General features: G+C 72.4%; 15 protein-coding genes. 4 read left to right on the top strand and 11 right to left on the bottom strand.

Annotated features, from left to right (window positions below):
- Positions 1-10: 10 nt before the first annotated feature.
- Both CRYAR_RS12435 and CRYAR_RS12430 read right to left on the bottom strand, forming a co-directional pair.
- Positions 11-1,327 (bottom strand): extracellular solute-binding protein, encoded by a 1,317-nt coding sequence (locus CRYAR_RS12435; RefSeq protein ID WP_035850724.1) that lies wholly within the window; start codon positions 1,325-1,327, stop codon positions 11-13.
- Between the two features lie 18 nt (positions 1,328-1,345).
- Positions 1,346-2,341 carry a LacI family DNA-binding transcriptional regulator gene (locus tag CRYAR_RS12430; RefSeq protein WP_281174688.1) on the bottom strand — a complete coding sequence of 332 codons (996 nt, stop codon included), beginning with the start codon at positions 2,339-2,341 and terminating at the stop codon, positions 1,346-1,348.
- Between the two features lie 119 nt (positions 2,342-2,460).
- Between CRYAR_RS12430 and CRYAR_RS12425 the strand changes: the two genes are divergently transcribed.
- The 3 genes from CRYAR_RS12425 (at position 2,461) to CRYAR_RS12415 (ending at position 5,175) form a co-directional block, all read left to right on the top strand.
- A complete protein-coding gene (locus tag CRYAR_RS12425) occupies positions 2,461-3,618 on the top strand; it encodes an erythromycin esterase family protein (protein WP_157017614.1) in 1,158 nt (385 codons plus the stop codon).
- A gap of 73 nt (positions 3,619-3,691) precedes the next feature.
- Positions 3,692-4,156, top strand: a complete 465-nt coding sequence (locus tag CRYAR_RS12420; RefSeq protein WP_035850720.1) for an NUDIX hydrolase — start codon at positions 3,692-3,694, stop codon at positions 4,154-4,156.
- Positions 4,153-5,175, top strand: coding sequence for an alpha/beta fold hydrolase (locus CRYAR_RS12415; protein ID WP_035850718.1), 1,023 nt, complete (start codon positions 4,153-4,155; stop codon positions 5,173-5,175). The genes CRYAR_RS12420 and CRYAR_RS12415 overlap by 4 nt, the downstream gene beginning before the upstream one ends.
- Before the next feature lie 4 nt (positions 5,176-5,179).
- Here CRYAR_RS12415 and CRYAR_RS12410 read toward each other — a convergent pair whose 3' ends face one another.
- From CRYAR_RS12410 to CRYAR_RS49525, 4 genes are all read right to left on the bottom strand, one after another.
- The gene (locus CRYAR_RS12410) at positions 5,180-5,992 is read right to left on the bottom strand and encodes a class I SAM-dependent methyltransferase (protein ID WP_035850716.1); all 813 of its coding nucleotides are present in this window, start codon (positions 5,990-5,992) and stop codon (positions 5,180-5,182) included.
- A gap of 445 nt (positions 5,993-6,437) precedes the next feature.
- Positions 6,438-7,145 (bottom strand): TVP38/TMEM64 family protein, encoded by a 708-nt coding sequence (locus CRYAR_RS12405; protein WP_051570079.1) that lies wholly within the window; start codon positions 7,143-7,145, stop codon positions 6,438-6,440.
- Entirely contained in the window at positions 7,142-7,504 is a 363-nt protein-coding gene (gene aroH / locus CRYAR_RS12400; RefSeq protein ID WP_035850714.1) for a chorismate mutase, read from the bottom strand. Before aroH ends, CRYAR_RS12405 begins: the two co-directional genes overlap by 4 nt.
- Positions 7,505-7,560: 56 nt before the next feature.
- Entirely contained in the window at positions 7,561-8,262 is a 702-nt protein-coding gene (locus CRYAR_RS49525; protein WP_035862016.1) for a pseudouridine synthase, read from the bottom strand.
- A gap of 3 nt (positions 8,263-8,265) precedes the next feature.
- Here CRYAR_RS49525 and CRYAR_RS49520 point away from each other — a divergent pair, with 3 nt between their 5' ends.
- Positions 8,266-8,976 (top strand): hypothetical protein, encoded by a 711-nt coding sequence (locus CRYAR_RS49520; RefSeq protein WP_051570078.1) that lies wholly within the window; start codon positions 8,266-8,268, stop codon positions 8,974-8,976.
- Here the strand turns inward: CRYAR_RS49520 and scpB are convergent.
- The 5 genes from scpB to CRYAR_RS12365 are packed head-to-tail and all read right to left on the bottom strand — an operon-like array spanning position 8,960 to position 12,529.
- Positions 8,960-9,562, bottom strand: coding sequence for an SMC-Scp complex subunit ScpB (gene scpB / locus CRYAR_RS12385; protein WP_084700393.1), 603 nt, complete (start codon positions 9,560-9,562; stop codon positions 8,960-8,962). The genes CRYAR_RS49520 and scpB overlap by 17 nt on opposite strands.
- Positions 9,559-10,497: a segregation and condensation protein A gene (locus CRYAR_RS12380; RefSeq protein ID WP_051570077.1), complete on the bottom strand. Its 939-nt coding sequence runs from the start codon at positions 10,495-10,497 to the stop codon at positions 9,559-9,561. Before CRYAR_RS12380 ends, scpB begins: the two co-directional genes overlap by 4 nt.
- Positions 10,498-10,522: 25 nt before the next feature.
- Positions 10,523-11,203, bottom strand: a complete 681-nt coding sequence (locus tag CRYAR_RS12375; protein WP_035850711.1) for a hypothetical protein — start codon at positions 11,201-11,203, stop codon at positions 10,523-10,525.
- A 1-nt stretch (position 11,204) separates the two neighbouring features.
- Positions 11,205-11,600 carry a hypothetical protein gene (locus tag CRYAR_RS45190; RefSeq protein ID WP_245620444.1) on the bottom strand — a complete coding sequence of 132 codons (396 nt, stop codon included), beginning with the start codon at positions 11,598-11,600 and terminating at the stop codon, positions 11,205-11,207.
- Positions 11,601-11,641: 41 nt separating this feature from the next.
- On the bottom strand, positions 11,642-12,529 hold the full coding sequence (locus tag CRYAR_RS12365; protein ID WP_211247960.1) for a ParA family protein: 888 nt from the start codon (positions 12,527-12,529) through the stop codon (positions 11,642-11,644).
- Positions 12,530-12,651: the final 122 nt, after the last annotated feature.

Raw genomic sequence — 12,651 nt, 5'->3', positions numbered from 1 at the left:
TGACTCCCGGTCAGATCGGCGAGGCGGTCGCGGCGAGGTTCTCGAGGTTCGTCCGCATGTCGTCGAGGGCCTGCTGCGGCTCGGTGAGGCCGGCCAGCGTGGCCCCGACCGCGGAGCCGGTGACGATCTCGAAGTTCGAGCCGGAGCCGGAGTACCAGCCCTCCGGGTCGTAGGCCGCGCTGTCGGCGGCGCTCGCGTATTGCGCCTGCGGTTGCAGGGCCGCGAACTCGGGGCCGTCGCGGAACGGCAGCCAGGACGGGACGTGCCCGCCCTCGGCCCAGGCCTTGCTCTGGTCGAGCAGGCTGCGGATGAACTGCAGCGCGCGGTCGAGCCGGTCCGGCGTCAGCTTCGGGCTCTTCGGGACGACGAGCGTGTGCGAGTCGGCCTGCACCGCGTAGGGGCCCTCGTCGAAGACGTGCGGGAACGGCGCCATCGAGAACGGCGTCTTCGCCGTCTGGAACGTCGTGATCTCCCACTCGCCCTGGAACAGGAACGCGGTCCGGCCGGCCGAGAAGTCCGCGATCGAACCCTGGTAGTCGGTCTTCTCCGGGAACAGGCCGCTCTTGGTCAGGTTCCGCAGGAACGTCAGCGTCTTCAGCGCTTTCGCGTCGTCGATCACGACCTTGGTGCCGTTGTCGGCCAGCATCTGGCCGCCGAGCTGGGCGTAGAGCGACTGGTACGCGCGCCAGGCGGTCACGACCTCGGAGCCGAGCGCGATCGCACCGGCGAACCCGCCGCTGGCCGCCTTCGCTTTCTGCATCGCGTCCATGAAGGCCGCTTCGCCCTTGAGCGGCTTGATCACGCCGTCGGCGTCGAGCAGGCCCGCCTTCTGACAGATCTCGGTGTTGTAGAACATCACGAACGGGTGCGTGTCCAGCGGGATCGCGTAGGCCTTGCCGTCGACGAGGCCCGCGTTCCAGGCGCGCTCGTTGAACTTGTCCGCCGTGAGGCCCGCCCGCGCCAGCACGTCCGGCTCGAGCTCCTGCAGCAACCCGCCCTCGACCATCGACTTGGCCCGGGTCAGGTGCGCGACCGCCACGTCGGGCGGCTTGTTCCCGACGGTCGCCAGCGACAGCTTGGTGTAGTAGGGGTTGCCCCAGTTGAACGTCGTGCCCTTGAGCGTGATGTCGGGGTTGGCGTTGCGGTAGGTGTCCAGCATCGACTGCATGCGGACGCCGTCACCGCCCCCGAACAGGTCCCAGAACTGGAGCGTGCTCGCCGGTTCGCCGGCCGTGGTCAGGCCGGACGCCACCGAGCAGCCGCTGGTCGCGGCCAGCACTCCGGCTCCTAGTGCGCCGGCGAGTAAGGATCGTCGGGAAAAGGTCATCGCTGTCCTTTCCGTGTGTTACGGGGGTGGGGCAGTGGAAGAGCGGACGACCAGCTGCACCGGCAGCAGGTCACGGGGCGGGGTGTCCTCGCCGCGGATCCGGGCGAGCAGCAGTTCGGCGGCGCGGGCCCCGGTCTCGTCGAACGGCACCCGCACGGTGGTCAGCGGCGGCGCGGCGAAGTCGGCCAGCGGCAGGTCGTCGCACCCCACCACCGAGCACCGCTGCGGCACCGGGATCCCGCGGGCGCGCAGCGCGGCCAGCACCCCGAACGCCATGTTGTCGTTGTGGGCGAAGATCGCGGTGACGTGCGGATCGGCGTCCAGCAGCGTGTGGGTGGCCGCGGCCGCGCTGCGGGCGTCCCATTCGGTCGCGCACACGCGCCGGTCCGGCAGCTCCACGTCCGCCGCGTGCAACGTCTCCCGGAAACCACTCGTGCGGCTGACGACGACCCGGCGCTCGGTCGGGCCGGTGACCGTGCCGATGGCCCGGTGCCCGAGCGCGAGCAGGTGCTCGGCCGCGAGCACACCGGTGCGCCGATGGTCGGACCCGACCGCGGGCACCCCGCCGCCCGGGATGTGGTTGAGGGTCACCGCCGGGATCGGCCCGCGCAGGTACTCGCCGACGCTCTCGTCTTCCTCGACGCTGGGCGCGATCACCAGCACGCCGTTGACCCGGTACTCCTGCAGCCGGCGCAGCGGGCCGTCGCTGCCCTGCGTCGTCGTGGCGACGAGCGCGGCGTGACCCTGGCTCTCGATCGTGCGCTGCGCCGCGACGACGAAGCGGGACAGCGACGCGTCGGAGAAGTCGTCGGCGAGGATGCCCACGGTGAGCGAGTCGCGGCGGACCAGGCCGCGGGCCAGCGCGTTCGGCACGTAACCGAGGTCGCGGGCGGCCGCCAGGATGCGTTCGCGGGTGGTCGCGGAGACGACGCCGGAGTTGCCGTTGAGCACCTTGCTCGCGGTCTGGAAGCTGACCCCGGCGCGCTCGGCGACGTCTTTGAGCGAGACGTACAGCGGGGACCACCTCCTGTGTGACCGGTCACACCGACAAGTTAGGCGAACGTTCGCCTTCGGCAGGATGCTCTCCGGGCGACGACAGTGTCAAGGATCACTTCGCTCGCTAGGGTGGCCGGGTGTTCGCCACGTATGTGACCGATAACTTCCGCCCGCTGAGGACCGTGGAACCGGATCCGCCGTTCGACGACCTCGAGCCGATGCTCACCGGCGCACGGGTCGTGGCGATCGGCGAGAGCGCCCACTGGGTGCGCGAATACACGCTGTTCCGGTACCGGTTACTGCGTGCGCTGGCGGCGCGGGGCGGCCCGGTCGTCTTCGCGCTGGAGTCCGGGTTCTCCGAGGGTCAGCTCGTCTCGGACTGGCTGTCCGGGGGCTCCGGCGACGTCCGGTCGGTCGCGGACGAGGGCATCACGTACCGGATGGGCCAGTGCGCCGAGATGCGTGACCAGCTCACCTGGATGCGCTCGGCCGGAGTGGGTTACGCGGGGCTCGACCTGCCCGGCTCGGCGGCGACCCCGCTGCCGGCGCTGCACCGACTGCCGGCCGGGCTGCCGTTCGTCGAGGACCTGATCACCCGCACCGAGAAGTTCGCGAGCGAACACGCCCTGCACACCTACGCGGCCTACGCGGCGCTCGCCGAGACCGACCGGGACGCGCTGACCGCGCGGTGGGCTTCGCTGTCGGCCTGGGCCGACGTGCGGGTACCCGGCCTCGACCCGGTGGTCCGGCACGAGATCCGGCTCGGCGCGCTCTTCGACCAGATGCTGCGCGGCCACGCCACACGCTCGGCGCTCGCGGCCGCGGCCCGCGACCGGGCGATGGCCGAAACCGTGCTCTGGCTGCTGGAACGCCATCCGGACGCGGTGATCGTGCTCGGCGCCGCGAACGGCCACCTCCAGCGGACGCCGCTGAGCGTCCCGGGCCTGGAGGTCTCCCCGGCCGGGCACCATCTCGCGTCGCACCTCGGTCCGGAGTACCTGGCCGTCGCGGTCACGGCGGTGGGTGGCCGCACCCCGGCCCGGCGGCCGGCGCCGTCCGCACCGGGGGGCGTCGAGGTCACGGTCGTCGACCTGGAGCCGCCGCGCGCGGACGCGATCGAGGCGGCGCTGCCGGGCCGGCTCGGGGTGCTCGATCTGCGCGAGGCGCGGGGGTTGCCGGACGCGCCGACCGCTATTCGGGTGCAGCACACCTATGTGGAGGGACCGGTGGCCGAGGCGTACGACTTCGTGGTCGGTGTGCCGTCGACGACGGTGGCGGGGTTTCTCGCGGGGTGAGCTCGGGGTGAGCTCGGGGTCTGGGCTTGTTATTACGGTCGAATTTGTCGGTGGGCCGGGGCAGACTGACCGCATGGTGGCGAAGCGCAGCGCGGGGCTGCTCCTGTACCGCACGGCCGGCGGCCGGGTCGAGGTGCTGCTCGGGCACATGGGCGGGCCGTTCTGGGCCCGGAAGGACGAGGCGGCCTGGTCGGTCCCGAAGGGCGAGTACGAGCCCGACGAGGCGCCGGAGGCGGCGGCCCGCCGTGAGTTCACCGAGGAGCTCGGGCTGCCCGCGCCGGAGGGCCCGCTGCTGCCGCTCGGCGAGGTGAAGCAGTCCGGCGGCAAGACCGTGACGGTCTGGGCGGTCGAGGGCGACCTCTCCCCCGCCGATGTCGTCCCGGGCACGTTCGGCCTGGAGTGGCCGCCGAAGTCGGGGCGCATCCAGCAGTTCCCCGAGCTCGACCGGGTCGGCTGGTTCGATCTGGACACCGCGCGCGAGAAGCTCGTCAAGGGCCAGCGCACGTTCCTCGACCGTCTCGGGGAGTCCCTCGGGTGAGCGGCGCGGCCGGCCAGCGGATCGGCTTCCGGGCGGTGCCCGGGGGCCGGGTCGCGTACGCCGAGGTCGGCGACGGGCCACCACTGGTGCTGCCGACGCCCTGGGTGAGCCACCTCGAGCGGGACTGGGAGGTGCCGGAGTACCGCGCGTTCGTCGCCGCGCTGGCGGGCACGCACCGGGTCGTCCGGTACGACCGGCTCGGGTGCGGCCTGTCCGACCGTCCGGCGCGGCCCGGCACCGGCGTGCAGCACGACACCGCGGTGCTCGGCGCTCTCGTCGACGCGCTCGAGCTGGCGTCGTTCGCGCTGTTCGGGTTCTCGATCGGGGCGTGCGCCGCGCTCGGCTACGCGTCCGCGCGGCCCGAGCGGGTGTCCCGGCTGGCGATCTTCGGCGGGTACGCCGAGGGTGCCCGCACGGCGCCCGAGGCGCTGCGCACGGCGATCCTCGCCACCGTCCGCGCGCACTGGGGTGCGGGGTCCCGGTTGCTGGCCGACGTCTGGATGCCCGGTGTCGACGCCCGGGTGCGTGACGCGTTCGCCCGCCTGCAGCGGGAGGCCACCGACGCCCGCACCGCGGCGGCGGTGCTGGCCTCGGTCTACGACGCCGACCTGCGCGGCGCGCTGGCCGGCGTCCGGGCTCCCACGCTGGTCCTGCACCGGCGCGAGGATCGGGCGATCCCGTTCGCCCTCGGCCGCGAGGTCGCCGCCGGCATCCCCGGCGCCCGTTTCGTCCCGCTGGAGGGTGACGTCCACCCACCCTGGCTCGGCGACTCCGGGCCCGTCCTCGACGCGCTGCTCCCTTTTCTCGCCGCCGACACCGCACCGGGGCGCGTGCTCACCGAGCGGGAACGGGAGGTGTTGCGGCTGGTCGCGGCCGGGCGCAGCGACTCCGAGATCGCGGCCGAGCTGTTCCTTAGCGGCCACACCGTGCACCGGCACGTGGCGAACATCCGGCGCAAGCTCGACCAGCCCTCGCGCGCGGCCGCCGCGGCCGCCGCGGTGCGTCTCGGCTTGATCTGACGGCTCAGCCCGCGCCCCGGCCGGCCACCGGGAGCGAGCCGACGACGAGCGGCGCGACGATCGACGGCATGCCGGCCCACCGTTCCCGCCGCAGCGCCGTGCCGTCGAAGCCCGCGTCGCCCAGGATCTCGGCGGTCGCCCGGTCGCACCGGCACCCGGCGGCGAACTTCTCCCACGGCCCGGCGAACCGGTGCTGCCGGCGCTCCAACCGGCTGCCGTGCTCACCGCGCACGTGCTCCAGCACCAGGAAACGCCCACCCGGCCGCAGGACCCGCCTCACCTCCGCGACCGCGGCCACCGGATCCTCGACGGTGCACAGCACCAGCGTGCTGACCACCGTGTCGAACGTGCCGTCCGGGAACGGCAGCGCCTCGGCCGCCGCCGGAGAGATCTGTATCGCGTCGACGCCGACCTGCCGGTGGAGCACCGCACCGGTCCCGTCCCGACGGCGGGACACCGCGCCAGTTCCGTCCCCGCGGCGGGACACCGCGCTAGTTCCGCCCCCGCGGCGGGACACCGCGCTAGTTCCGCCCCCGCGGCGGGACACCGCGTCAGCGCTGAGCCGGCGGCGGAGCACCGCGCGCATCGCCGCGTTCGGCTCGGACACGGTGAGGCCGGTGACCGCCGCCGGGTAGTGCGGCAGGTTCAGTCCGGTTCCGGCGCCGATCTCGAGCACGGACCCGACCGCTCCGGCCAGGAGATCGCGTCGGCGCGCGGCCATTCCCCGGCGCTCCCCCAGCGCCAGGAACGGTTCGTAGATCGCCGCGAAGAGGCGGTCGTACCAGCCCGCCCGGTCGGCGGCGTCGGTGAGCGTCATGAGGGTCCTTCGGGCTCGGTGGCGGAGGCCCCGATTCCGGGGCGATCCGAGTCTCCGGGCCGGACACCGCCTCCCGCGTCCCGCAAACCGGCCATCTCCACATGTGGCCCCCTGGCCCGGCCGCCGCATGGCCCAGCGCTGTTGTGGCCCCAGCGCTCTCACGGCCCAGCGCTCTCCTAACCCGGCAGTCTCGTGACAGGTCCGCCGCGCGCCCCTACCGCCGCGCGCCTCAGCTGCCGCGCGCCACGGCCACCGCGCGCCACGGCCACCGCGCGCCCCGCCGCCGTGTGAACCCGCCGCCCCGCGACACGGCCGCCCGCGAACCGGCCGCCCCGCGAAGCGGCCGTCGCCTACCGCGGCCCGGTGGCTCGGAGTCGGCGGGGCCCACCGATGCCCAGCCGAAGCCGGTGGCGCCTACGCCCCGACGGCCAGGAGCCGGTGGGGCTCAGGACCGGCTGGCCGACAGCGCCGGGGTGGCCGGCTCCTCCGGCGGCGCGATCCGGCGACCACGGCGGCGGCTCCACCAGGCGTGCGCCAGACCGAGCGCCCCGACGAGCGCCACCAGCCCCACCGACAGGAAGAACGCCGGCGACCCGGGGTGCTCGGCGGACGCGCCGACCAGGACGTAGGCGGTGGTGCTGGGAACGATCGCGGCCGCGGTGCCGAGGACGAACGGCAGCATCCTGACCGTCGTCGCTCCGAACAAGTAGTTGAGCAGACCGAACGGGAAGACCGGCAGGATCCGCGCGTAGACCACGGCGCGGGTGCCGTCCCGGTCGAGCCAGGACTGCAGGCGGGCGAGGCGCGCGTCGGGCCCGGCGGCCGCGGTACGCCCGGACAGGAACGGACGGCCGAGCCAACGGCCGAGCAGGAACGACACCGACGCCCCGAGCGCGATGCCGCACAGCGCCGCCACCACCGCGACCGGCGCGGGCAGCAGCAGCCCGGCCAGCAGGGCCGGAACGCCGCGGGGCACCATCAGCACCGACGTGACGACCGCGATGCCGGCCACCCCGAACGGCATCCACGGCCCGGCCTGCGCCACGTACGCGCGGAGTTCGGCCGGCTCGGGAACCCCGGAGGTGAGCAGGAACCCCACGCACATCAGCAGGATCACGCCGAGCGCCACCGCCCGGACCGCCGGGGAACTCACTGCGGCAGGTCCCTCCGGAGTGCGGCGGCACCGTGCAGATACACGTGGTGCAGGCCCGAGCGCGGTGTCTCGGTCTCGATGTGGGCCAGCAGCCGGAGCACCCGGGGCATCGCCCCCGGCACCCCGATCTCCGTCGTGCAGAGCAGCGGCACGTCGGTGAACCCGAGCAACCGGGCCGCGTACGCCGGGAACTCGGCGTCCAGGTCCGGCGTCGCGGTGAAGATGACGCTGATCAGGTCGTCCGGCGTGATCGTGTTGCGGTGCATGACCGCTTTGATCAGCTCGGTCGTTCCCTCGAGGATCGCGTCCCGCGAGTTCTCATCGACCTGAATGGCTCCGCGCAGTGCCCTGACCGCCACCGTGCAGCTTCCTCTCGTCGGCTACCGCGAGCCTAACGGAGCCCCTCCAGTCACCGCTAAAGACCGACCTGTGAGTGCAATTGGCCGATTTCGGCCTGGCTGAGGTGACGCGCCTTGCCCGGCTTGATGGCGGCCAGCTGCACCGGTCCGATCGCCGTGCGCACCAGGCGGCTCACCGGGTGCCCGACCTCCTCGAGGAGCCGACGCACGACGTGCTTGCGCCCCTCGTGGATGACGACCTCGACCAGCAGCTTGCCCGGCAGGTTGTCGACGACGCGGAAGTTGTCGACCTTGACGAACCCGTCCTCGAGCTCGACGCCCTCGAGGAGCCGCTTCTTGACGTCGCTGTTCATCGGGCCGGGCACCTCGGCGAGGTAGGTCTTGAGCACGCCGTAGGACGGGTGGGTCAGGCGGTGGGCGAGCGCGCCGTCGTTCGTGAGCAGCAGCAGGCCCTCGGATTCGGTGTCCAGGCGCCCGACGTGGAACACCCGGGTTTCCCGGTCCTGGACGTAGTCGCCGATGTTGAGCCGACCCTTGTCGTCGCTCATCGCCGTGATGACACCGGTGGGCTTGTTGAACGCCATGTAGACCATGCGGTCGTCGACGATGACGCGCTGGCCGTCGACGTGGATCACCGCGGTGAGCGGGTCGACGCGCTTGCCCTGGACCTGGACGACCTTGCCGTCGACGCTGACCCGGCCCTGCTCGATGAGTTCCTCGCAGGCGCGGCGCGATCCGATCCCGGCCGACGCGAGCACCTTTTGCAGGCGCTCGCCCTCCTTGGGTTCGTCGAGCTTGGCGGCCCAGTTCGGGTCGCCTTCCTCTTCTTCCCAGATGTCCTGGTAGGGACGGTTGTCGGTAGCAGCCTTGCCCCGGCCGACCGTGCGCGAGGCGCGCTTCGGGGCCGGCTCGCCGTCGCGGCCGAGCGGTTCGATGCGCGGTCCCTCGGAGTCGCGCGAAGGCCGCGCGGAGCCGGAACGGGGGGCACCGCCGCGTCCGCCTCCGGTCCGGGCGGCACCGCCGTCGGCGCCTCGCCGCGGCGCGCCGCCGGTTTCACGGCGCGGACCGTCACCGCGGCCGGAACCACGGTTGTCGCCGCCACTGCCGCTGCCGCGGGAGTACTCGCCGCGACCCGTACCGCCGCCGGAGCCACGACCGGAGCCACGGCTGTCACCGCCGCCGGAACCGCGGCCGACGCCACGGCTGTCGCCACCGGCACCACGACCGGCACCGCGACTGTCACCACCGGCACCACGACCGGCACCACGACTGTCGCCACCGGCACCACGGCTGTCGCCGCGGGAACCACCGGCACCGCCGCCGGAGCCACGGCCGGAACCGCCGCCACCACCGGTGCGGCGTGGGCCGTCGCCGCGGCCGTCGCCGCCGCGGGGTCCGCCGCGCGCGGCGGACTCACCGCGCTGGGGCGGACCGTCACCCCGACGCGGGTTGGGGTTACGTCGCGGCGATGACATCATCCAGGGCATCCATTCCGGGCAGGAGCGGCGCGAGCGCCGGCAATTCTTCCAGTGAGTTCAAGCCGAGCTTCTCGAGGAACAGCGTCGTTGTCCGGTACTGGTACCCACCGGTGTCCGGGTCAGTACCACTTTCCTCGATCAGCCCGCGGGTGAGCAGGGTACGGATCACGCCGTCGACCGAGACACCGCGGATCGCCGACACCGCCGACCGGGTCACCGGTTGCTTGTAGGCGATCACCGCCAGCGTCTCCAGCGCGGCTTGAGTGAGCCGGGCCTGCTGGCCCTCCAGAACGAACCGTTCGACGTACGGTGCGTATTCCGACCGAGTGTAGAGGCGCCAGCCACCGGCCACCTGACGCAGCTCGAACCCGCGCCCGGCCTCGTCGTACTCGGCGGCGAGCCCACGCAGCGACCGGGTGACGGCCGGGACCGCGCAGCCGAGCGTCTGCGCGAGCAACCCCTCGGTGACCGGCTCGTCGACGACCAGCAGGATCGCCTCCAGCGCCGGCTCGATGCGGTCGGACCGCTCGTCCTCGGGCACAGCGAACAACGCGCCTCCGGCCGGTGTTTCCTCGTTCAACCGCGTTCCTTCGTCTCGATCTCCGGCGCCGTACGGCTGGCCGGCACGGCCGGCGCGGACGAATCCGCCGGTCCGCTCTGCTCGGGGACAGCGGTCGGGGCGTCCGCGTCGCTGCCGTACTCGTCGATCTCGACCGCGACGCGGTCACTGCCTTCTACCCGGCTGCCCCCTAGCCAGCGTACGTGGAGTTCGCCCAGAGGTTCGACCTGGTCGAACTGGAGCACGCCTTCGCGGAACAGTTCCAGCAGCGCCAGGAAGCGCGCGATGATCTCCAGCGTCGTCGTGCAGTCCGAGCACAGCACCCGGAACGACGCCTGCCCGAGCCGGGCCAGCCGTTCCCGCAGGATCGCCGCGTGCTCGCGCACCGACACCTTGGGCGCGTGGATGTGTTCGATCGAGACCGTCGGGACCGGCCTCGGCGCCATCGCCTTCACCGCCAGCGCGGCGAACTGCTCCGGGGTCAGCCCCAGCAGCACCTCGGGCATCGCGGCCGAGAACCGCTCCTCCAACTGCACCGCGCGGGGCCACCGGGTCGACCCCTCGCGCTCCCGCTCCGCGATGAACGACGCGACCTGCTTGAACGCCCGGTACTGCAGCAGCCGGGCGAAGAGCAGGTCGCGCGCCTCGAGCAGCGCGAGGTCCTCCTCGTCCTCGACCTCCGCCGCCGGCAGCAGCCGGGCCGCCTTGAGGTCGAGCAGGGTCGCGGCGATCAGCAGGAACTCGCTGACCTGGCCGAGGTCCCAGTCGTCGCCCATCCCCCGGATGTGCGCGATGAAGTCGTCGGTGACCTGGCTGAGCGCCACCTCGGTGACGTCCAGTTTGTGCTTGCTGATCAGCTGCAGCAGCAGGTCGAACGGGCCCTCGAAGTTCTCCAGCCGGATGTGGAACTTCTCGCCGTACCCTGATCCCTGAGCGGGAGCATCGGTCTCGGTCACCGCATGACCGTACCGCGCGCGGCGCTCAACCCCAGAGAACCAAGAACGGCCAGGTCACCAGGTCGAGGATGTAAAGGAACAGCGGGATGCCGCGGAACAGCGGCAGCAGCATCCCGGCGAGCAGGATCGCGATTCCGACGTTCTGGTCCTCGAGCCAGTACCGGGCCTTCTGGAACCCGGTACCGGGCCGTTTCACCGCGTGACGCAGCAGCCCCCAGCCGTCCAGCGGAGGCAGCGGCACCAGGTCGAGCAGCCCGAAACAGAGCAGGCCGACGGCGAGCGAGAGCAGGAACATCTGCACGCTGGTGCCGCCGCCGATCTCGCCGCGCAGCACGCTGGAGGAGTTCAGAGTCGCCAGCGACACCGGCTCGGAGGCCAGCACGAACGCCAGGAACGCGGCCTGGGCGGCGGCGATGACCGCGATCGGGCCGGCCAGCAGCACCCGGACCGGCGCCGGCGCCATCCCGGTGTCCTCGACCTTCTTGCCCCAGCCGGTCCCCCCGACCACGGCCGCGACCAGCCCGAAGATGTCGACGTCACGCCGGACGTCGACGAGCTTGCCGCCGGCCCGCCGGGAGGTACCCCACCCGGCGGGAACACGGCGTCGCTGCACGGCCCGGATGGCGAGCACCCGGATGATCAGGCCCAGCACGAAGGCCAGCGCCAGACCCGCCAGCGCGATCGGCCGACCGAGCGCGAAGAGCACGTCAGTGGCCGCTCGCGAGCCGACGGACCAGCACCGAGTGCTCCCCGTTCGCGTCGTACTCCGCTAGCGCGATGGCGATCGCCTCCCGGACGATGCGGCCCCGGTCGATGCCGATGCCGTGACGAGCCCGTAGGTCCAGCCGGGTCCGCTCGAGTTCGAGCAGCTCACCGGAGGACAGGTACACGGTGATCTTCTCATCGTGCCGCTGCCGACCGCTCGGGGGGCGCGGCGACGCGCGGATCGGAGTGACGTCCGCGGGCGGACCGGAGCGCACGGTAGCCGGTGGGCCGGACCGGGTGGACGGCTCGCGCACGGGACGCGGGGACGGACGGGACGCCGCTGCCGGCGTCCCCCCGATCACCTCGACCGTGCTCGCCCCCGAAGGGGTCGTCGTCATCCGGAACAGCTCGGAGGCGCCAGGGAGCTGTACCCGCCGCCTCACCTGGCGAGCACCTCGCGGGCCAGGGCCCGGTAGGCCTTGGCACCGCCCGAACCGGGAGCCCAGGTCGTGATGGGCTCACCCGCGACCGTCGTCTCCGGGAAACGGACGGTCCGCGAGATCACGGTCTCGTACACCTTGTCACCGAATGCCTCCACGACGCGGGACAGTACCTGGCGAGAGTGGACGGTGCGCGAGTCGTACATCGTCGCCAGGATTCCGTCCAGTTCCAGATCCGGGTTGAGCCGGTCTTTCACCTTCTCGATCGTGTCGATGAGCATCGCGAGACCACGGAGACTGAAGAACTCGCACTCGAGCGGCACGATGACGCCGTGCGCGGCGGTGAGCGCGTTGACCGTCAGCAGACCGAGCGACGGCTGGCAGTCGATCAGGATGTAGTCGTAGTCGTCACGCACCTGCCGGAGCGCACGATCGAGCGTCTGCTCCCGGGCCACCTCGCTGACCAGCTGCACCTCGGCAGCGGACAGGTCGATGTTGGACGGCAGTAAGTCCAGCCCGGCCACGTTCGTCTTGACCAGGACGTCCTCGGTGCGGATGCCGGACTGCATGAGCAGGTTGTAGACCGTCAGCTCGAGGTCGTAGGCGTTGACGCCCAGGCCGACCGAGAGCGCGCCCTGCGGGTCGAAGTCGACGAGCAGCACCCGCTGGTCAACCTCGGCCAGCGCCGCGCCGAGGTTGATCGTGCTGGTGGTCTTGCCGACGCCGCCCTTCTGGTTGCAGAGGGCGATCACCCGGGCGGGCCCGTGGCCGCTCTTCTCGGACTGCGGGCTCTCCTCGGCTCGACGGGCTTTCCTCGGCTCGTTCACGATGCCCAGGGTGGCCAGGTCGAGTGTGGCCTGCTCCAGAGCGCCCGAGTCGTCGCTCATCACGGGGTTCGTTGACATCTCACCAGCTCCCGCCGCGTCTGCGTCGGCAGAGTCCGCCGAACTTGCCGTGAACCCTAAGGAGCTGGTGAGGCCAAAGCAAAGAATGTCGACAAACCTGCAAG

Source organism: Cryptosporangium arvum DSM 44712 (genome assembly GCF_000585375.1).
Taxonomy (GTDB): Bacteria; Actinomycetota; Actinomycetes; order Mycobacteriales; family Cryptosporangiaceae; genus Cryptosporangium; species Cryptosporangium arvum.
This window is presented reverse-complemented; position numbering and strand designations above follow the sequence as displayed.